Source organism: Pelagibacterium xiamenense, assembly GCF_021166475.1.
GTDB classification, from domain to species: Bacteria; Pseudomonadota; Alphaproteobacteria; order Rhizobiales; family Devosiaceae; genus Pelagibacterium; species Pelagibacterium xiamenense.
In genome coordinates this window covers 811,539-830,543 of sequence record NZ_JAJOYS010000001.1, presented here as the reverse complement: position 1 = coordinate 830,543, position 19,005 = coordinate 811,539, and the positions used below count along the sequence as shown (strand labels likewise).

The window sequence follows — 19,005 nt, the reverse complement described above, 5'->3', positions numbered from 1 at the left end:
GCCTTCAATAAAACCCCACCGGGAACCACCGCAGATAAAGTTCGGCCATCCGCCCGTCCCGCGCGAGCCGCACGAGCGCCCAGTTGAGCGCCGTGCGTACGTTGTCGAGCCCGGCGGGCACCGCGATCGACAGGCCGGCGCCGAAATAGTCGGGCCGGAAATAGGGCTCGCCGGCAAACGCGCAGCAGCCGGGGTTGTCGTTGAGCCAGAACGAAGCCCGCATGCCGTCAACGAAGACGGCACCGGTCTCCCCGGCGGCCAGCGCTTCGAGCGCGGCGAACTCGGTGGGATAAGCGACCTGCTCGAGATCGGGCCGCATGTCGGCCAAAAGGTCCGCATGTGCCGACCCCGCGCGGACGCCGATGGCGCCCTCATAGGCACCTGCATCGAACGCACCGGCATCCGCACGCGCGGTCACGAACCGTGCGGGCAGCTGGAGATATATTCGTGAAAAGTCGAAGCGCTCGCCCGAGGCTTCCGTTATGGCGAGCCCGGCGATCAGGGCGTCGCCCTGATTGTCCGCGAGCGCTTGTTGCGCGCGGTCCCACGGCCACGCCTGGATCGTGCAGCGCGCCGTGAGCACGCCGCAGATCGCCCTGGCAAGATCGACGTTATAGCCGATCAACGCGCCATCCCCGTCTTCGTAGTTGAACGGCGGAAAGTCGGTCGTTGTGAGGAACCGCAGCGCGGGCACGGTCTGAGGGTCGACAAGGTCCTCGCGCGCGCCGGGATCGACGTGCAGCGGCAGCGCCTGCGCCAGGATGCCGGCCGGGGCAAGCGCAAGCGCAAGCACGAAACCGGTCAGCACACGCAGCATCGTCATTGTATTCGTCCCGCAGCCCGTTACACTTTTCGTCAAATTTTATGGCCCAATCCCTGACAAATTGATACGCTTGCCGCCAGATGCCAATTGGGGGCTTGGCCATCTGTGACGCAGGAGCATGATACCGCGCTCGTCAGGGCGCTGGCCGGAGATGGCGTGAGCGAGCACGACGCGGCGGCGGTTCTTGCCCGTGCCGAAGCGCTCGGGGTGGATCCGGCGGCGGTCATCTCGGCGACGTTCGGCATCGGCCCGGCGATCCTTTACGAACGCATGGCCACTTATCTCGGCGTCGGCTTTCGCGCAACAGCGACGCATTTCGTCACCCGTCTCGACCCGGATGCCGATCTTGATGTGCTGGCGACCCTCTCCACCGCGCGCGGGACCGTTGCGGGCGATCCGGTGCTTTTCATCGCGCCGGATTTCCGCTCTCTCGCGACCCTCAAGACGGCCATCTCGCGCGATCCCGGCCTCGCGGGCCGGCTGGTCGTCGTTCCGCCGCGTGCTCTGCGGCAGGCGCTCGCCGATGCCAACGCCGCGGCGCTGCTCGATGCCTCCGTACAGCGCCTCGCGCGGCGCTTCCCCCTGGGCAATTCGCATCTCGAATTGACCCCGGCGCTCAGGATCGCCTTCACGCTCGCGCTTTATACGCTCATGGCACTGGCCCTCTTTTCTCCGCTGATCGTCCAGGCGCTGTTTCTGCCGTTCCTCACTATCGTCCTTGCCGCTCCCTCGATCTTCCGCATCTGGGCCGCCGCCACGGCGGACCGTATCGGCGTTCTCGACACGCCCGAGCTTCTGGACGATGCCGCGCTCCCCACCTATTCGGTGCTCATCCCCCTGCGCGACGAGGCCCACATGGTGCCGCAGATCGCAGAGGCGATGCGGCGGCTCGACTATCCGGCCGAAAAGCTCGAGATCGTCTTCGTGGTCGAGAGCACGAGCCCTGCAACGGTTAGCGCCGTGCAGACCGAACTCGACGACCAGCGGTTTTCGCTTGTCGTCGTGCCGCGCCGCGCGCCGTTCACCAAGCCCAAGGCGCTCAACTATGCGCTGCCGCTCGTCACCGGCGATCATGTGGTCGTCTTTGACGCCGAGGACGTGCCCGAACGCCTGCAGCTGCGCCGCGCCGCCACGCTCTTTTCGCGCCATCCCGGCATTTCGTGCCTCCAGGCGGAACTGCTCGTCACCAATGGCCACCACAACTGGCTCACGGCGCTCTTTGCGGGCGAATATGCCGGGCATTTCGCGGTTCTGCTGCCGGCGATCGGGCGCACACGCCTGCCCATGCCGCTCGGGGGTACGTCCAATCATTTCCGCACCGGAGAACTCAAGACCATCGGCGCGTGGGATGCGTTCAACGTCACCGAGGACGCCGATCTGGGCATCCGGCTCGCCCGGCTGGGCCTGCGCTGTGCGAGCTTTGCCGCACTCACGAGCGAGGAGGCGCCCGAAACCGTCGATGCCTGGATCAAACAGCGCACGCGCTGGATGAAGGGCTGGGTGCAGACCTTCCTCGTTCACAATGCGCACCCGCGTCAGTTGCTCAACGACCTGGGCTGGCGCGATTTTCTCGCCTTCAACATTTTTGTGGGCGGCATGGTGTTCTCGATCGCACTGCACGGGCTGTTTCTTTCCGCAGTCATCGGGCGCGCGGCCGTCAATCTGACCCAGTACGGCATTGTCGATACCTGGACGCTGGTACATGCTGGCATCCTCGCGCTCGGCTATAGCGGCACCGCCGCGATCAACCTGATCGGGCTCGCGCGGATCGGGCGTATGGACCTCGCGCCGTGGCTTTGCCTGCTGCCCGTCTACTGGCTTCTCGCCTGGGCAGCCGTTGTCCGCGCGACGCTGGAGCTCGTCCATCGGCCCTTCCATTGGGAGAAAACGCGGCATCTGGGCCTCGGCCGGCTTCTCCCCAGCCCGCTGCGCGCAAGCAGGCGCCGGCCATTCTAACGTTGCAATCGCTCGCCGTTTGCGGCAAATCCCGATTGCCGGTGATGCAGCCCGGCCCCGATGGCGTAGGCTCGAAGCCTGGCATTGGGAACGCGGTGCGAGAGAGAATGGCAGAGACGCCGGACGACCCGAACCAAAACGAACCCGGCGCGAAGCCGGGATGCAGCGGCTGGCTTCTCGGTGCAGCGGCGCTGGGCGTCGTTGTCGCCATCGGCGCGAGCTTTTCGCCTGCGCTGGAGCTTTCGATCTTCCCGCTGGTCGTTGCCACGCTCGTTTACATCGGCGGTGCGTTCGTCCTCGTTCTCTTGACCGCCAACACGGCGCTTGCGGGGTATTCGCGCTGGGTCCTCGTCGCACTCGTACCGCTGCCGGCGGCCGGCGCGGTCTGGTTCGTCCTGCATGTGACCGGCTTCTAGGCGGTGCGCACCATGCGGCCGTCGTCGCGGGCGACCAGCGCCCCCTGTCCGGCGCGGGACCAGGCCGCCTCGGCCATGGCGCGGTCGGCGGGCCGCAGATCGCCCATCCCCGCCGCGTCGATCGAAAGCACCGAGGACTTGAGCAACTGCGAATACGGGTGTTCGGGCGTGTCGAGCACGGTGCGCGCCGGCCCCATCTCGACCACATGGCCCTTCTGCATGATGATGATCCGGTCGGAGATGTAGTACGCAGTCGCAAGGTCGTGGGTGATGTAGATCACCGAAACCTTGAGGGTATCGCGCAATTCCTTGAGCAGATTGACGATCGACATGCGCAGCGAGGCGTCGACCATCGAGACCGGCTCGTCGGCAATCAGAAGCGCCGGGTTGGGGATGAGCGCGCGGGCGATGGCGACGCGCTGGAGCTGGCCGCCCGAAAGTTCGTGCGCGTAACGCCCGGCGATCTCCTTGAGGCTCAGCCCCACCTTCTGAAGCGCGTCGTCCATCGCCGCGTCGACATCCGCCTTGGACCTGGCCCCCAGCAGTGAGCGCGCGGTCGCCTCGAGATAGCGGTCGACCTGCTTTAGAGGATTGAAGGTCTCGAACGGGTTCTGGAACACCGGCTGCACCCGGCGCATGAACGCGAGTCTGGCCGCGCGCGTATTGCGCTCGGCGGCGCTCTTGCCCTCGAAGAGAATATCGCCGGCCGTCGGCTTTTCGAGCCCCAGGATCATGCGCGCCAGCGTCGTCTTGCCCGATCCGGATTCGCCGATGATCGTGAAGATTTCCGGGTTCTCCGCCGAGAGCGTGAAGTTGGCATCCACCACCGCGTCGATATGGTTGCGCGAAAAGAGCCCACCCATCACGAAGCGCATGGAGACGTTGGAGACCTCGAGCAGGGTACTCATGCGACTACCTCCGGTTCCGGCGTTCCGATTTTCGCGAGCGGGCGCACCTCGTCCGACCGCCAGCAGGCGGAACGGTGGTCGGACCCCACGGTTTCGAGCGGCGGCACGTCGGTCTTGCATTTTTCGATGGCGAGCGGGCACCGCGGATGGAACCGGCAGCCGCTGGGCGGATCGGCGAGATTGGGCGGCCGGCCTTCGAGCGCGGCCTTGGGCGTCGTATCCCCGATGCGCGGCAGGGAAGCGACCAGGTGGGCGGTATAGGGGTGCTTGGGCGCTGTAAAAAGCGTCCGCGTCGGCCCCTCCTCGACAAGCCGCCCCGCATAGACGATGCCGATCCGGTCCGTGATATTGGCGTGCACGCTCATGTCGTGGGTGACGAACACGACCGATGAGCGCATCTGACGCTGCACGTCGCGGATCATGGCCAGCACGTCCTTCTGTACAACGACGTCGAGCGCCGTCGTCGGTTCGTCGGCGATGACGAACTCGGGCTGGCAGACCGTCGCCAGCGCGATCACGACGCGCTGGCGCATGCCGCCCGAAAGCTGATGCGGATAGGCCTCGAGGACGTTGGGCGAAAGCCCCAACCGCTCGAGGTGCGCCCGCACCTTCGACCAGAATTCGGCCCTGGGCAGCCCCATGGGCTTGAAGGCGAAATCCTCGAACGTCTTTTTGACCCGCCGCACCGGATTGAGAAGGCTCATCGAGCCTTGCATGATATAGGAAAGGTGCTTCCAGCGGATGGCGTCGACGTCTTCCTTGCTCGCCTTATAGGGATCGATCTCGAGATCGCCGAACCGGTACGTCATCGACCCGTCAACGATCTTCAGCGGCGGCCTTATCGCCGCGGCGAAGGTCTTGATCAGCGAGGTCTTGCCCGACGAGCTTTCCCCGGCAATGCCGTAAATCTCGTTCTCGCGAATTGTGAGCGTAACATCGTCTACGGCGCGCACCTCGCGGTCGACGCCGAAATACGCCATCTGGTAGTAGGCCTTGAGATTGCGAACGGTGAGTACGTCGCCCATCATTCGCCTCCCATGCGCCGCAGGCGCGAACGCGGATCGATATATTCGTTCATGGATACCGCCAGAAGGAACAGTCCGAGGAATGTCGCGATGATCAGGGCCACGGGAATGATGATCCACCACCAGGTTCCCACCACCATTGCCGAGTGATTGTTGGCCCAGTAAAGCGTCGTGCCGATCGTCGGAACGTTGAGGTTGGTAAAGCCGAGAACCCCGAGGGTCACCTCGAAGCCGATGGACCAGATCATGTTCGCCATCGCCGTGGAAAAGACGATCGGCATCACGTAGGGCAGATGCTCCTCGAACATGATCTTGGCCGGCGACATGCCTGCAAAGACGGCATGGCGCGTGAACTCACGATGCCGCAACCCAATCGCCACGGACCGGATCAGCCGCGCATCGAACGGCCAGCCGAGGCCCGCCATGATGAGCGCCAGGGTGAACATGTTGAGATCGCTGCGCAGCACGAAATAGAAAAGGATCAGGATCGGGAAGATCGGCAGCGCGACGAAGATGTCGTTGACAAACATCATGCTCCTGTCGACCCACCCGCCGAGATAGCCCGCGAGCAGTCCGACGGTGATCGATATGATGCGCGACAGCACCGCCACCATGATCCCGAAGAACAGCGTGTTGCGGAACGCGAAGGTCAGGTTCCAGAACATGTCCTGGCCGCGCGAGTTGGTGCCGAACCAGAACGCGGCGCTGGGCGGCTGGTCGGGAAAAACGACGTAAATGTCGTTCGGCGCGTAAGGCGAAAAGAAGCTCAAAAGCGAGAATATAACGATGATGCCGACCAGCATCGCGCCGATGGCGAACTCGATATTGTAGCGGATAAGGTCCCTGATAATCGTCCACATGGCTTAGCCCACCCTTACGCGCGGATCGAGGAAGGGGTGAAGCAGGTCGACGATGAAGATGGCCGTTGCCACCGCGATCACCGAAATGCAGGAGACGGCCAGAACCAGCGTGGTGTCACCGCCATTGACGGCACGGATCAGAAGCGTCCCGAGCCCCGGATAGGCGAAAACCTGCTCCGTGATGATCGTCCCGGAGAAAATGCCGCCCAGCGCCATGGCCAGCGCGGTCAATTGGGGCACGATGGCATTGCGCATGACATAGGACGAGACGATCTTGCGCTGTTCGACCCCGGCGAGCTCGGCATAGGTCACGTAGTCCTCGGTGACGATGTTGGAGACCAGCGCCCGCATCCCGAAGAACCACGTTCCCATCCCCACCAGCACCAGCGAAGACGCCGGCAGGATGGCGTGATGGAGGATCGACAGGACGAATTGGGGCGTGAAGCCGGGCCGGACGTTCATCGCGAACCCGCCCGAGATCGGCAGGACAGGCCAGAGATAACCGAAGATGATGACCATCAGGAACGCAACAATATAATAGGGGATCGGCTGGATGCCGATGGCGACCACCCCGACGGCCTTGAGAAGGCGTGAATTCTGATAGTAGCCGGCGAGCCCGCCCAGCAGATTGCCGATGATCCAGGTGAGGATCACCGCGACCGTCAGAAGCCCCACGGTCCACGGCAGGGCGAGAAGAATAAGATCTATCGCGGGCGTGGGATAGGCGACCAGGGACGGCCCGAAATCGCCCGTGAACAGGCGTCCCCAGAAATTGAGATATTGCTGCCAGAGTGGAATATCGAGCCCGAAGAGTTCGGTATAGGTCTCGCGTAGCGACTGAATCGCCGTGGGGCTCATGGACGCCCGATTGGTCACACGCCCGATAATCGTTTCCACCGGACTGATCGGGCTGAGTTTTGCGACAACGAAGGCGAGCGAAGTGCCCGCGAAGATCACTGCGGCAAGTTGCAGGAAACGCTTGAATGCGAAAAGTATGAAGCTCGGCATCGGCCCGATTGATCCTCAGGTCGGTTATGCGTTTCCGACGTGTTCGAAAACGCGCGAGAGAACTTAGCCGGTGCCCGGGGCCTGAGCCCGGGCACCGGCGGATCGCTTATTCCGCGCCAGCCGGTTCGAGCTGCGTCAGGATATACCTGGAGTTCGCCCAGTTGGTGACGATGTTGGCGTAGGGGTTTTCTTCTGCAGTCGGAAAGCCCGTCCAATACCGCGTGTCATAGGCGGAGAACACGTTGTAGCTCATGACCGGAATGACCGGCATTTCCTCAACCATCAGTTCCACGAATTCGCGGCCGATCTGCAGGTTGTCTTCGGAGTCGAATTCGGTCACACGCATGCGTTCGATGAGGGCATCGAGTTCAGGATGCTCCCAGCGCTGCCAGTTGCGCGAGGGCTGACGTTCGCCAGGCTCGACAACGAAGTCCGAGTGCCAGCTATCGAGGAAGAACGAGAGATCGGGGTGTCCGCCCCAGGTCTCGATCGACCAGGCCGTGGCCACTTCATACTCGCCCAGCGGGAGATCCTGACCGAAAATCTGCGGTGCGACTTCCGGGGTCACCTGAACGCCCTGCTGGCTCCACTGCTGAGCGACCATCGTGCCCATGCGGTTGATCACGCCTTCCTCGAAGGTTTTGAGGGTGAACGCGAACGGCGCGCCGTCCGGGGTCATCCACTGGTTACCCTGCTTGGTGAAGCCGGCGGATTCAAGCAGCGCAGTCGCCGCTTCAATATCCTGCTTCCACCAGCCGTAACCAAAGGCGGTCTTGATCGCGGCCTCGTCGGTCGGCACGTCCTCAAACTGCGGGCGCACCATGTCGGCAATCTCAGCACCGGTGTTGGGATTGTAGGGCTGGATGGTCTCGCCATTGCCCAGATCGAGCTCGTAGTTGACGAGCCACTCTTCCATCGGCGCATGGTAGTCCGCCGGATGCGTTCCCGTCGGCGGGATGGCGATGGCCGAGAGCGTCGCCGCACCGCGATAGGACGCCATCGAGATCTGGCGCGCGTCGAGCATCAGCGCGAGCGCCCAGCGGACGCGCTTGTCCGAGAACAACTCGTTCTGGGTGTTGAAGATCAGCATCGGAAGCGTCGGATCGGGATGGGCATAGGGGAAGCCCGGGAACCAGCCACGCGACGTTTCGGACTGCTCGACCAGAGAGAACATGCCCTCGGGTGTCAGGTCGTGGATCATGTCGAGGTCGCCATTGACCATGTCGATCAGGCGATTGTCGATCGCCGGGATCGACCGATAGATCACATATTGCGGACCGGGTTCGCCATATTGGGCAACGGTCGTGTTTTCCCAGTCGTCGCGCTTTTCCCAGATATACCAGAACCCGTTGGGATCGAACGAATGGAGCGTATAGGGCCCGAGACCGACAGGTTCGTTGAAGTCGTAGGAGAGCGGATCCTCAACCTCGGCAAAGACGTGCTCGGGCATGATCCAGAGCGCGTTCCAGCGCACCGAGAAGATGGAATGGAAGCGCGCATTGGGCTGGCTGAGCGTGAAATGGACCGTATGGTCGTCAACGGCCTCGACGCTCTCGACGTTCTCGCTAAGGATCGCGCTCCAGGCAAGCCCCGGGTTGGCCATCTGGGTTTCGACGGTAAAGACCACGTCGTCGGCCGTAAACGGCTCACCGTCGCTCCAGGTGATCCCTTCGCGCAAATTCACCGTCATTTCGGTGAAGTCGTCGTTGTACTGCCAGAGATCGCTTGCGAGCGAATTGTAGATCGCGCCGTCAAGCCCGGCGTCGGGATCGATGTACCACAGCGTGTCCATCATGAGCTGCTGCAGCCCGTTCGACACGTTACCGCCGCCACCGGCCACCCACAGGTTGAACATCGACGGGTTCGTCGCCGCCGGTTCGGGGTTGTGTACGATCAGCGTCTCTTCACGGGGAAAGTCAGTCTGCGGCACTGCCCCGTCTTCCTGCGCCAGAACCGGCGCGGAAAACAAGGATGCGGCAAGACCGAGGGACGCCAAAAGCGTCGTCACGTTTCGCATAATATCCTCCCTTAAGAAGAATGCCTCCTCAGCATTCCACTAAGACATGCTAGCGCAGGATGCGATCCTGTCAACATATTATATGATATAAATCGGCTATTTTGATATGAAAGCAAAACGGCGCGGGAAGCGATGTGCCTCCCGCGCCTTGAACGCGAACGTCTAACTGGCCTGGTGCGGTGAAGGCTCCCGGCCCTTCGAGCCGCCCCACGGCGCTCCTTTGGCGGCGCCGCACCCCCCTCCCGACCCCGTCGCCACCCGATTTATCGGTGTGATCCAATGGCAGGGAGAGACGCACGTCGGAGCTTGGCGCGTGCGCTGCCTGGATCACCCGGGCATGCCGGGCGGTGACGGGCGGGAGGAGACCGCAAGCTGGCGCGGGCATCCCGCGCCAGCCTATTCTTACCGCCCCAACCGCACCATCTGGTACGAATAAGCGGGCAGCGAAACCGCCAGTTTCCCGCCGGAAACCGACGCGCCCTCGCCCTTTTTCGGCGCGACCTCGTCCATCTTGCTCTTGGAGTTGACCGCCTTGAGGTCGGCATGGGTCATGACCTGATGGTCGATGACCTTGAGGTCGCCGAACCCTTGCAGATCGAGGGCCAGATCCACCGCCTCGCTGTCGTGCCGGTTGACCGCAAAGACCGTGATCGTCCCGGCCTCTTCGTCGTGCACCGCCGAGACGTCGGCATAGGGCACGCCCTTGAAGTCCTCGCTGTCATAGGTCGGGCAATCCACCGTTACATCGAGCGCCGTGCCACGGCCGTACCGCGAGGCGAAGTAGTAGGGGTAGTAGATCGTCTGGCGCCAGGCCGGCCCGCCTTTTTCGGTCATGATCGGTGCGATCACGTTCACGAGCTGGGCAATGCACGCGATCTTGACCACGTCGGATCGCCGGATGAACGTGTTGAGGATGAGCCCCACCTGCAGCACGTCCTCGAAATTGTAGATATCCTCGAGCAGCGCCGGCGCATGCGGCCAACCCTCATTGCCTTCGAGGATTTTCCGGTCCTGCTCGTTGGAGTGGTACCAGACGTTCCACTCGTCGAAAGAGATATAGACGTCCTTCTTGGAGCGCCGTTTGGCCTTGATGTATTTGATGACGCCCGCAACGGACTCGATGTAATCGTCCAGCTTCTCGTTGAGCGCCAGATACTTGGCCGTATTGTTATCGCGGTTGCCGAAGTACATGTGCAGCGAGATGTAGTCCACCTCGTCATAGGTGTGCTCGAGCACGGTCGCTTCCCACTGGGGGTAGGTGGGCATGTTGGAATGGCTTGACCCGCACACCACGAGCTCGAGGGATTTATCGAAGGCCCGGATCGCCTTGGCGGTCTCGGCGGCGAGCTTGCCGTATTCCTCGGCATCCTTGTGACCGATCTGCCAGGGGCCGTCCATCTCGTTGCCCAGGCACCAGAGCTTGACGTTCCAGGGCTCTTCGCGACCGTTCTTCTTGCGCAGATCGCTCCAGTAGCTGCCGCCGGGGTGGTTGACGTATTCGACGAAATTGCGCGCCGCATCGAGCCCGCGCGAACCCAGGTTCACCGCCAGCATCATCTCGGTACCGACAGAGGCGCACCAATCGGCGAATTCATGCACGCCGACCTCGTTGCTGTCGGAGGTATGCCATGCGAGATCCAGCCGGGTCGGGCGGTCTTCCTTCGGCCCGATGCCGTCTTCCCAGTTGTAGGCGGACACGAAGTTCCCCCCGGGATAGCGCACCACCGGGACGTCGAGTTCCTTGACCAGATCGATCACGTCAGTGCGCATGCCGTTTTCATCGGCACTGGGGTGATCGGGCTCGTAGATGCCCGAATAGATCGCGCGCCCGAGATGCTCGAGAAACGCGCCGTACACGCGATCGTCGATCGTGGAAATCGTGAAATCTTTATGAGCAACCGCAGTGGCTTTCATTGCCCCTCCCCTTTGTCGCAGGTTTTTCGATATGTATCGGAATTAATGATTGATAAGGTCGTGCTTGTCAACGCGCCGATTGCGGGCGGGGATAAAAAAGTTTGGCGTGCGGACCGGCGCTAGCGCGCCTGATAGATCCGCATCACGATGTCCTGGTCGTAATTGCCGAAGCCGCGCCCGAAGATATTGATGCCGCCCGGGCGGGTCGCGTTGTCGCGAATACCCACGCGCAGACGGATCGAGTGGTGCGCGGAGATATCGAGGTCCGAAAGGTTCACCGGGGAGATCCTCATCCCGTCGACATAGCTGCCGTCCCTGGTTACGCGGAAGGTTTTGAGCTTGCCGTATTGCGAACCCTTGAGCTTCCACCAGTCCGGCGTATAGACGCCGCGCTTGTCGCCGTAATCCCCCGGCGAGGTCCAGGTTCCGATGTCGGTGCCGTTCACCCAGATGGTGATATCGGAAGGCCAATCCGCACTTGTGCCCGGCACTTCGGACGACAGCTCCATGGAAAATTCGATGGCCTCGATTTCCGTATCGGAAAGTTTGGCATTGTTCGGGAACTGATACTCCACGTGCCCGCGGGTGAACCAGATCAGCGCCGCGCGCATGCGCTCGGGGTCGAGAAAGGTGTCGGGCACGTCCAGAAGCCCCACCACGCCGTCCGGCGTGCACAGACCGCACGGGGCCAGCACATCGCAACTCGTATAGAGCCCCAAAGGCATCGAGACCTCGATGTGCCCGCCCTTCACCTTGGCGATATCCTCCTTGAAGGCAACGAGCACCTCGTCGAAGGTCGAGTGGCAGATCTTCTGGTTGCCCTTGCGCGCCTTCTGGGTCTCGGAGCGCACCAATCCGGCCTCCTCGAGGATCGACACGTTGGACGATATCGTCGACTGGGGCAGATCGAGGATGCGGGCGATGTCGTTGACGTTCTGCGATCCCCTTTCGTGGAGCAGCTTCAATATTTTCACCCGGACCGGCGAGGCGAGCCCCTTGAGCACCGCCATCCCCTCCTCGGGATCAACGACAAGAAAATTACGCGTCATAAAATATCCAGCCCCCAAGCCGGTTTCGCTTCCGAACATGTCACGCAAAGAGGTGTATCAGCTTTTCTGATAGAATCCAGTCCGCCGCAACAAAACTGTCGCATTCGGTCTCAGGACGTCCCTTCGCGGCGCCTGCTCTGCCTGAATTCGCTCGGTGAACTGCCGTGGACCCGCCGAAAGGCCTTGGCGAAATAGTTGGCGTTCGCGAATCCACACGCCTGCGCCACCGCGTTCACCGTCGCATCGGTCGCCAGCAGCATGCGCTCGGCGCGCGCCACGCGCGCGGCGAAGACGTAGTCGGACGGAGGCGTGCCCATCGCAGCGGCGAACGCGCGCACGAAATGTGCCCTGCTCATTCCGGCCACCCGCGCGAGGCTGTCGACGTCGAGTTGTCCGGAAAGATGGGTATGGACAAAGCGGGCCGCGCGCTCGATCCGCGGGGGCGGCGCATCCACCGGCGCGGGTGTACTGAACGCCTCGTCATAGAGCGCCATTATGGCGCCGTAGGCGGCGGCCGATGTCTCCCCGGGCGTCGCATCGGTTCGCGCCAGCAGCTTGAGGCAACCGTCCGCCATCCGGTCGACGGCCGACTGTGCGGGCCTCAGCACCGGTCCGCGCGCCGACAGCACCGCACCGGCCACGCGCAACGCTTCCCGGCCTGCGAGGATGATCCAAAAATACTCCCAGCTCCTGCCATATTCGAGCCAGTACCGATTGGCGTGCGGGAATGTCAGCAGCATTGTCTCGCCCGGCCCGAGTCGGTGATTGGCCCCCGCAAAAACGAGCCGGCCTTCGCCCGATATGGTGTGCTGGATCAGTGCGAACGGCGTGTCTCCGCGCCGCAATCCATCCCAGGAATAGATCTCGTTGACACGCAGTTCATAGCCCGCGCCCGCCGCCATGCAGAAAAGCCCGACATCGGATTTCCCGCTTGAGAGCTGACGCATGCCGTGGCCGTGTGCGATGAGGTCGGATAGCATGAAATTACCCTATTTGGCACAACCTTTGTCTACACCGCCGCGCGCCGCTGCGCTAGGGGTTGGACAAGACGGCGCAAGGCCGGATATCGCATGGAGGAAAGCTCATGAGCTTCAAGGTCGCCATCATCGGCGCTGGGTCGGTCGGGTTCACCAAGCGGCTGGTTTCGGACCTCTTCAAGGTTCCCGAATTCGCTGATATCGAAATCGCTTTGACCGATATCAATCCGCACAATCTCGATATGATCCGTCAGATCATCGAGAAGATCGTTTCGGTCAACAACCTGCCGGCCAGGGTCACCGCCACGACCGACCGCCGCGAGGCGCTGACCGGCGCGCGCTACATCATGAGCTGCGTGCGCGTGGGCGGGCTCGAAGCGTTCTCTTCGGACATTTCCATCCCGCTGAAATACGGGGTCGACCAGTGCGTGGGCGATACGCTGTGTGCCGGCGGCATCCTTTACGGTCAGCGCAACATCCCGGTCATTCTCGATTTCTGCAAGGACATCCGGGAGGTCGCCGAACCGGGCGCCAAGTTCCTCAACTACGCCAATCCCATGGCCATGAACACCTGGGCGGCCAACGCCCATGGCGGGGTCGAGACCATCGGTCTGTGCCACGGCGTCCAGCACGGCGCCGAGCAGATCGCACGGGTCCTGGGCGTCGAACTCGACGAGCTCGACTATGTCTGCTCGGGCATCAATCACCAGACCTGGTACATCGACATTCGGGCCAGGGGCCGGAAGATCGAAAAGGACGAACTGATCGCCGGGTTCGAAAAGCATCCTGTCTATTCCAGGCAGGAAAAGCTCCGCATCGACGTCCTCAAACGCTTCGGGGTTTATTCCACCGAATCCAACGGGCACCTTTCGGAATACCTCCCCTGGTACCGCAAGCGCCCCGAGGAGCTCGACCGCTGGATCGACATGAGCGACTGGATCCATGGGGAAACCGGCGGCTATCTGCGCCACACCACCGAGCAGCGCAACTGGTTCGAAACCGACTTCCCGAAATTCCTCAAGGAGGCCGAAAAGCCGCTTTCCGATCACAAGCGCACCTCCGAGCACGCTTCTTGGATCATCGAGGCCATCGAAACCGGCCGGGTCTATCGCGGGCATTTCAACGTCCGCAACAACGGGATCATCCGCAACCTGCCCGAAGACGCCATCATCGAAAGTCCCGGCTTCGTCGATCGGTTCGGCCTCAACATGATCGAAGGCATCGAACTGCCGCTCGCCTGCGCGGCGACGTGCTCGGCGTCCATCTCCGTCCAGCGCATGAGCGTCGAAGCGGCGATGACCGGCGATATCGACCTTCTGAAGCTCGCCGTCCTGCACGACCCGCTCGTGGGCGCCATCTGCACTCCGGACGAGGTCTGGGCCATGGTGGACGAACTTGTCGTCGCCCAAGCCGAATGGCTGCCGCAATATGCCGATGCCGTCCCGGCGGCGAAGGAGCGCATGGCGAAATCCACGGTCAAGACCCGCGAATGGGAAGGCGCCGCGCGCCGGAAAGTGCGGAGCGTCGAGGAACTGCGCAGCGCGGGGTGAGACGCTGCGCCACAGACGCACACCTAACGCATTGCGATAGCACACGCGATGCGTTAGCATACCCTCATGATAAAGTCGTTCGGGAACAAGGCTGCCGAAACGGCGTGGCAGCGCCGCTTCGTCAAAGGTGTTCCCGAAGACGTTATCAAGGATGGTTACCGCAAGCTGATGCAAATCCACAATGCCCGCGAGCTGACTGATCTTCGCGTCCCGCCCGGGCAACAGACTGGAGGCGCTGCACGGTAATCGCGCCGGCCAGTTCAGCATACGCATCAACGACCAGTGGCGCGTATGTTTCGAGTGGCGTGACGGCGACGCCTATGACGTCGAAATCGTCGAATATCATTGAGGTGTGTTATGCCTGATTTCGGTCCAGTTCACCCCGGCGAAGTTCTCTTGGAAGATTTCCTCAAGCCAATGGGCTTGAGCCAATATGCGCTCGCCAGGGCCCTTAACGTGCCCCAGATCCGCATCAGCGAGATTGTCCACGGCAAGCGCGCGATCACGCCCGATACCGCACTGCGCCTTGCGCGGTTTTTTGGCACGACGGCAGAGTTCTGGGTCGGCATGCAGACAACGTACGATCTGGAGACCGCGCGTGACGCGGTAGGCGCACAGATCGCCGAAACCATCCGGCCGCACGCGGCCTGAAAGGGCGCCGATCCCGCAAATTGGCACGCACCTCTCATTCGACAAAGCCACATAAAGACGCTATCTTATCGAAAGGTATTACTTCTCGATAAAGAGAAATGCGATGGCAACCTCGGTCAAGATCGACGACGACCTCAAGGCGCGCGTGCAAACGCTCGCCGGCCAACGCCGCCGGTCCGCGCATTGGATCATGCGCGAGGCGATCCGGGAATATGTCGAGCGCGAGGAGGCGCGCGAAAGCTTCAAGCAAGAGGCCTTGGCGTCTTGGGCCCACTTCCAGGAAACGGGATTGCACCTCACAGGCGAGGAGGTCTTTGCCTGGCTCGATACCTGGGGCACTGACGACGAGCAGGACGCCCCTGAGTGCCACACCTGATTGTTACCGAAGACGCACGACGCGGCATTGCCCGGTGTCTCGAATTTCTTGCGGGCAAGACTTCGTTAGCGTCCGGTCGGGCTGCAAAGGCGATCAAGGACCACTTTTTGCAACTGCAGCACAGTCCTGACATCGGTCGGCCATTCGAGGGCGAAGTGGATTTGCGAGAGCTCGTCATCCCGTTCGGCGATACGGGATACGTCGCGCTTTATCGCCATGCTCCTTCACATGATGCCGTGTATATCCTCGCTTTCCGGCACCAGAAGGAAGCCGGATATTGAACGGCGCTTGCGCCAGTTTTTCCGGGTTCTAAAGAAACCGCATCCTGCCATCATCCGCACCCTTGCCGCCCATTCCGGGTCGCCATAATCTTCCCGGACGGGAAGAGGATAACGTATGGCAAAGCCTATCGAATTCGTCATTGTCGGGGGCGGCACGGCGGGGTGGATCGCGGCCTTCATCATTCAAGACAGCGCGCGGCGTAAAAAGCTCGATCTTAGGATCAAGGTCGTCGAATCCTCGAAAATCCCCACCGTCGGCGTCGGCGAGGCGACGACAGCGGCCTTCCGCGTGCTCATCAAGCATTTCGGCATCGACGAGTTCGAATTCTTGCGCAAGACCGAAGCCACCTTCAAGCTCGGCATCAAGCACGAGGATTGGCGGCGGAAGGGGTTTAGCTATTTCGGCCCAATAGACGACCCCCATCAGGTCGTGGCCGTCCCGCCGGGAACACCCGACGACTATCTCAACGTCTATGCGGTCTCCGCCGGCAAGCCGGTCGCAGACATGCACATGTTCGGCCCCTTGCTCGAACGCAAAAAAGCCCCCTACGCGCAAAAGCCCGACGGATCGCTCATCCCCCTCGGCCCCTTCCACCACGCCTATCATTTCGACCAGGCGCTCGTGGGCAAGTTCTTCGCCTCGAAGTCCAAGGGCGTCGAGGTGGTCGATGCGCTGGTTTCGGGCGTCGAGCGCGACACGGAAACCGGCGATATCGCCGCGCTCGTTCTCGATGACGGCGGCAGGCTTCCCGCCGATTTCTTCATCGACGCCACCGGCTTCCGCAAGCAGCTTATCGTCAAGGAACTCGGCGCGGCGTGGAAATCCTATGCCCAGGAACTGCCGGTCAACCGCGCCCTGCCCTTCTGGATCGACATTGAAGAGGGCGCCGAGATCGCCAACTATACCCGCGCCTGGGCGCAAAGCTCGGGCTGGATGTGGCAGATCCCCACGCAGTTCCGCTATGGCTGCGGCTACGTTTATTCCGATGCGTTCCTCACCCCCGACGAAGCGAAAGCCGAAGTCGAAGCGGCGCTCGGGCACCCCGTCGAGACGCGCGGGGATATCCCCTTTTCCATCGGGCGGCTCGAAACGCCATGGATCGGCAACTGTCTCGCGGTGGGGCTTTCCTCGAGCTTCCTCGAACCGCTCGAATCCACCTCGATCCACGGCACGATCGTCCAGATGATGCTTTTCGCCGGCCGCTTCCTCGACGACCCCGAGAAGATGACACCCGCCAACCGCGACGATTACAACGCCCGCGTCGGCCGTCAGGTCGACGATTTCCGCACCTTCGTCAACATGCACTACATGACCGAGCGCGACGATACGCCCTTCTGGCGCGACGTCCGCGCCCACCGTATCCACCCCGAAACCCGCGCGCGGCATGACCGCTGGCAGCAAGACATGCCGCGCCGGTCGCACTTTCCCGACTACCTCGACGGCCTGCCGCATATCGAAACGCAGCTTTACTATCCCGTCCTCGACGGGCTGGGACTTCTCGATAGGGATGTCGCGAAAGCGGAGATGGCGCGCGACCCGAAGCTGCGGAGCTTTGCGAAAAAGACCTATGACGGGCTGGTCAAGGAGTACAAGCAGGCCGCGACCAAGGCCCTGGGGCACGCGGAGTTCTTGCGGCTCGTGCGGGAGATGGGGTAGCGCAGTCCCAAACGCGCTGCCACCCTTAGTCCCTCCCCATCAAGGGGAGGGAGACTGAGCTCTATTTGCGGCCGGGCAATGCATTGCAACGTGCACCGCCTCATCCCCCTCCCCCTTGTGGGGAGGGGTTAGGGGTGGGGACGGCAAGACCGTAATCGTGCCCTATCACTAAGCCACGTGCTTGCGATCGATCCGCGCCCAGGCGGGCAGCATGTCGCCATGCGCCTCAAGAAGCGCGTCGACCAGCTGCCAGATCTGGTCGAGATCGAGTTCCGCGGCCGTATGCGGGTCCATCATCGCTGCGTGGTAGATATGCTCTCGGTTCTCGGTCATGAGCGCTTTGACGGTCAATTCCTGCACATTGATGTTGGTGCGCATCAGCGCCGTCAGTTGCGGCGGCAATTCGCCGATATGGGTCGGCTGGATGCCCGATGCGTCGACGAGGCACGGCACTTCGGCCGCGCAGTTGGCCGGCAGCGACGTGATGCAGCCATTGTTGCGCACATTGCCGTAGATGATCGCCGGCTGGCCGGTCCAGACCGCGTTGACGATCTCCGAGGCATATTCGTGGCTGGCCTTGACCTCGATGGTGTCGGCATTGCGGTATTCCTCGGCCTGGACTTTCCAACGCTCGATCTGTTCGATGCAGCGCTTGGGATACTCGTCGAGCGGCACGCCGAATTTCTCGATAAGGTCCTCGCGGCCCTCCTTGATGAAATAGGGCGTATACTCGGCAAAGTGCTCGGAGCTTTCGGTGACGAAATAGCCGAGCCGGCGCAGCATTTCGTAGCGCACCTTGTTGGGGCAACGCGACATGGCGCGGTGCTTGGGCAGCCGGCCTTCGAGATAGCCCTGCAGAAGGTCGGGATAGAGGTTGCGGTAAGACCCGTCCTCCATGCGCTCCTCGAACTTCAAGTAGAACGCCATGTGGTTGATGCCCGCCGAGCGGTAGCGGATCTTTTCGAGCGGAATGCCGAGATCGCGCGCGAGTTCGTGCGCCGTGCCCTGCACCGAGTGGCAGAGCCCGACCTGCTTGATCTGCGGGTATTTCTCCGCGATCGCCCAGGTGTTGATCGCCATCGGGTTCACATACTGGAGCATGATCGCCTCGGGACACACCTCGAGCATGTCCTCGCAGATCGCCCAGAGATGCGGCACCGTCCGGACCCCGCGCATGATGCCGCCGACACCGAGCGTATCGGCGATGGTCTGGCGGAGCCCGAATTTCTTGGGCACCTCGAAGTCGATCACGGTCGAGGGCTCGTAGCCGCCGATCTGGAAGGCGACGACGACGAAATCCGCGCCCTCGAGGGCGGTGCGCCGGTCGAGCGTCGTCGAGACGGTCGCGGATACGCCAAGGGTCTTGATGATCTTGGAGACGACGATCTCGCTCTCTTCGAGCCGGGTCGGATTGACGTCCATCAGCGCCACATGCGCGCCCGAAAGCGCCTCGCGCTGGAGGATGTCGCCGACGATGTTCTTCATGAAGACGGTCGAGCCGGCGCCGATGAATGCAATTTTGGGGTGTGCCATGGGA

At 62.3% G+C, this 19,005-nt stretch carries 17 protein-coding genes and 1 pseudogene; 8 read left to right on the top strand and 10 right to left on the bottom strand.

Annotated elements, in window-relative coordinates:
- Nucleotides 1-4 precede the first annotated feature (4 nt).
- On the bottom strand, nucleotides 5-823 hold the full coding sequence (locus tag LSG43_RS04050; protein ID WP_231801493.1) for a transporter substrate-binding domain-containing protein: 819 nt from the start codon (nucleotides 821-823) through the stop codon (nucleotides 5-7).
- A gap of 105 nt (nucleotides 824-928) precedes the next feature.
- Here LSG43_RS04050 and LSG43_RS04045 point away from each other — a divergent pair, with 105 nt between their 5' ends.
- Together LSG43_RS04045 and LSG43_RS04040 are read left to right on the top strand one after the other, a co-directional pair.
- Entirely contained in the window at nucleotides 929-2,779 is a 1,851-nt protein-coding gene (locus tag LSG43_RS04045) for a glycosyltransferase (RefSeq protein WP_231801491.1), read from the top strand.
- 107 nt (nucleotides 2,780-2,886) lie between these two features.
- Nucleotides 2,887-3,195, top strand: coding sequence for a hypothetical protein (locus tag LSG43_RS04040; RefSeq protein ID WP_231801489.1), 309 nt, complete (start codon nucleotides 2,887-2,889; stop codon nucleotides 3,193-3,195).
- On the opposite strand, the gene LSG43_RS04035 is transcribed toward LSG43_RS04040, so the two are convergent.
- The 8 genes from LSG43_RS04035 to LSG43_RS04000 form a co-directional block, all read right to left on the bottom strand.
- Nucleotides 3,192-4,103 carry an ABC transporter ATP-binding protein gene (locus LSG43_RS04035; RefSeq protein ID WP_231801484.1) on the bottom strand — a complete coding sequence of 304 codons (912 nt, stop codon included), beginning with the start codon at nucleotides 4,101-4,103 and terminating at the stop codon, nucleotides 3,192-3,194. The genes LSG43_RS04040 and LSG43_RS04035 overlap by 4 nt on opposite strands.
- Nucleotides 4,100-5,128: an ABC transporter ATP-binding protein gene (locus LSG43_RS04030; protein ID WP_231801481.1), complete on the bottom strand. Its 1,029-nt coding sequence runs from the start codon at nucleotides 5,126-5,128 to the stop codon at nucleotides 4,100-4,102. The genes LSG43_RS04035 and LSG43_RS04030 overlap by 4 nt, the downstream gene beginning before the upstream one ends.
- Nucleotides 5,128-5,988, bottom strand: a complete 861-nt coding sequence (locus tag LSG43_RS04025; protein WP_231801479.1) for an ABC transporter permease — start codon at nucleotides 5,986-5,988, stop codon at nucleotides 5,128-5,130. The genes LSG43_RS04030 and LSG43_RS04025 overlap by 1 nt, the downstream gene beginning before the upstream one ends.
- A 3-nt stretch (nucleotides 5,989-5,991) precedes the next feature.
- Nucleotides 5,992-6,996, bottom strand: coding sequence for an ABC transporter permease (locus LSG43_RS04020; protein ID WP_231801478.1), 1,005 nt, complete (start codon nucleotides 6,994-6,996; stop codon nucleotides 5,992-5,994).
- 106 nt (nucleotides 6,997-7,102) lie between these two features.
- Nucleotides 7,103-9,013, bottom strand: coding sequence for an ABC transporter substrate-binding protein (locus LSG43_RS04015; protein WP_231801477.1), 1,911 nt, complete (start codon nucleotides 9,011-9,013; stop codon nucleotides 7,103-7,105).
- A gap of 402 nt (nucleotides 9,014-9,415) precedes the next feature.
- On the bottom strand, nucleotides 9,416-10,927 hold the full coding sequence (gene arfA, locus LSG43_RS04010) for an arabinosylfuranosidase ArfA (RefSeq protein WP_231801476.1): 1,512 nt from the start codon (nucleotides 10,925-10,927) through the stop codon (nucleotides 9,416-9,418).
- Between the two features lie 119 nt (nucleotides 10,928-11,046).
- Nucleotides 11,047-11,976 (bottom strand): ArsR/SmtB family transcription factor, encoded by a 930-nt coding sequence (locus LSG43_RS04005; RefSeq protein ID WP_231801475.1) that lies wholly within the window; start codon nucleotides 11,974-11,976, stop codon nucleotides 11,047-11,049.
- Nucleotides 11,977-12,086: 110 nt separating this feature from the next.
- Nucleotides 12,087-12,956 carry a helix-turn-helix domain-containing protein gene (locus LSG43_RS04000; protein ID WP_231801474.1) on the bottom strand — a complete coding sequence of 290 codons (870 nt, stop codon included), beginning with the start codon at nucleotides 12,954-12,956 and terminating at the stop codon, nucleotides 12,087-12,089.
- Nucleotides 12,957-13,060: 104 nt separating this feature from the next.
- On the opposite strand from LSG43_RS04000, the gene LSG43_RS03995 reads away from it, so the two are divergent.
- From LSG43_RS03995 to LSG43_RS03970, 6 genes and pseudogenes are all read left to right on the top strand, one after another.
- Nucleotides 13,061-14,503: an alpha-glucosidase/alpha-galactosidase gene (locus LSG43_RS03995; protein ID WP_231801473.1), complete on the top strand. Its 1,443-nt coding sequence runs from the start codon at nucleotides 13,061-13,063 to the stop codon at nucleotides 14,501-14,503.
- 66 nt (nucleotides 14,504-14,569) lie between these two features.
- Nucleotides 14,570-14,852 (top strand): annotated as a pseudogene (locus LSG43_RS03990) (type II toxin-antitoxin system RelE/ParE family toxin).
- Nucleotides 14,853-14,860: 8 nt separating this feature from the next.
- A complete protein-coding gene (locus LSG43_RS03985) occupies nucleotides 14,861-15,154 on the top strand; it encodes a HigA family addiction module antitoxin (protein ID WP_231801472.1) in 294 nt (97 codons plus the stop codon).
- Between the two features lie 103 nt (nucleotides 15,155-15,257).
- Nucleotides 15,258-15,530: a CopG family ribbon-helix-helix protein gene (locus LSG43_RS03980; protein WP_231801471.1), complete on the top strand. Its 273-nt coding sequence runs from the start codon at nucleotides 15,258-15,260 to the stop codon at nucleotides 15,528-15,530.
- Nucleotides 15,518-15,811 carry a type II toxin-antitoxin system RelE/ParE family toxin gene (locus tag LSG43_RS03975; RefSeq protein ID WP_231801469.1) on the top strand — a complete coding sequence of 98 codons (294 nt, stop codon included), beginning with the start codon at nucleotides 15,518-15,520 and terminating at the stop codon, nucleotides 15,809-15,811. The genes LSG43_RS03980 and LSG43_RS03975 overlap by 13 nt, the downstream gene beginning before the upstream one ends.
- Nucleotides 15,812-15,926: 115 nt before the next feature.
- Nucleotides 15,927-17,468, top strand: coding sequence for a tryptophan halogenase family protein (locus LSG43_RS03970; RefSeq protein ID WP_231801467.1), 1,542 nt, complete (start codon nucleotides 15,927-15,929; stop codon nucleotides 17,466-17,468).
- Between the two features lie 168 nt (nucleotides 17,469-17,636).
- Here LSG43_RS03970 and LSG43_RS03965 read toward each other — a convergent pair whose 3' ends face one another.
- Nucleotides 17,637-19,001, bottom strand: coding sequence for an alpha-glucosidase/alpha-galactosidase (locus tag LSG43_RS03965; RefSeq protein WP_231801465.1), 1,365 nt, complete (start codon nucleotides 18,999-19,001; stop codon nucleotides 17,637-17,639).
- Nucleotides 19,002-19,005 lie beyond the last annotated feature (4 nt).

What these genes read in the sequence shown, in the direction of transcription:
- LSG43_RS04015 (WP_231801477.1), bottom strand. Translation starts at nt 9,013, where the DNA reads ATGCGAAACGTGACGACGCTTTTGGCGTCCCTCGGTCTTGCCGCATCC.
- LSG43_RS04040 (WP_231801489.1), top strand. Translation starts at nt 2,887, where the DNA reads ATGGCAGAGACGCCGGACGACCCGAACCAAAACGAACCCGGCGCGAAG.
- arfA (WP_231801476.1), bottom strand. Translation starts at nt 10,927, where the DNA reads ATGAAAGCCACTGCGGTTGCTCATAAAGATTTCACGATTTCCACGATC.
- LSG43_RS04025 (WP_231801479.1), bottom strand. Translation starts at nt 5,988, where the DNA reads ATGTGGACGATTATCAGGGACCTTATCCGCTACAATATCGAGTTCGCC.
- LSG43_RS04000 (WP_231801474.1), bottom strand. Translation starts at nt 12,956, where the DNA reads ATGCTATCCGACCTCATCGCACACGGCCACGGCATGCGTCAGCTCTCA.
- LSG43_RS04020 (WP_231801478.1), bottom strand. Translation starts at nt 6,996, where the DNA reads ATGCCGAGCTTCATACTTTTCGCATTCAAGCGTTTCCTGCAACTTGCC.
- LSG43_RS04035 (WP_231801484.1), bottom strand. Translation starts at nt 4,103, where the DNA reads ATGAGTACCCTGCTCGAGGTCTCCAACGTCTCCATGCGCTTCGTGATG.
- LSG43_RS03965 (WP_231801465.1), bottom strand. Translation starts at nt 19,001, where the DNA reads ATGGCACACCCCAAAATTGCATTCATCGGCGCCGGCTCGACCGTCTTC.
- LSG43_RS04005 (WP_231801475.1), bottom strand. Translation starts at nt 11,976, where the DNA reads ATGACGCGTAATTTTCTTGTCGTTGATCCCGAGGAGGGGATGGCGGTG.
- LSG43_RS04050 (WP_231801493.1), bottom strand. Translation starts at nt 823, where the DNA reads ATGACGATGCTGCGTGTGCTGACCGGTTTCGTGCTTGCGCTTGCGCTT.
- LSG43_RS04030 (WP_231801481.1), bottom strand. Translation starts at nt 5,128, where the DNA reads ATGGGCGACGTACTCACCGTTCGCAATCTCAAGGCCTACTACCAGATG.
- LSG43_RS03980 (WP_231801471.1), top strand. Translation starts at nt 15,258, where the DNA reads ATGGCAACCTCGGTCAAGATCGACGACGACCTCAAGGCGCGCGTGCAA.
- LSG43_RS03970 (WP_231801467.1), top strand. Translation starts at nt 15,927, where the DNA reads ATGGCAAAGCCTATCGAATTCGTCATTGTCGGGGGCGGCACGGCGGGG.
- LSG43_RS03995 (WP_231801473.1), top strand. Translation starts at nt 13,061, where the DNA reads ATGAGCTTCAAGGTCGCCATCATCGGCGCTGGGTCGGTCGGGTTCACC.
- LSG43_RS03985 (WP_231801472.1), top strand. Translation starts at nt 14,861, where the DNA reads ATGCCTGATTTCGGTCCAGTTCACCCCGGCGAAGTTCTCTTGGAAGAT.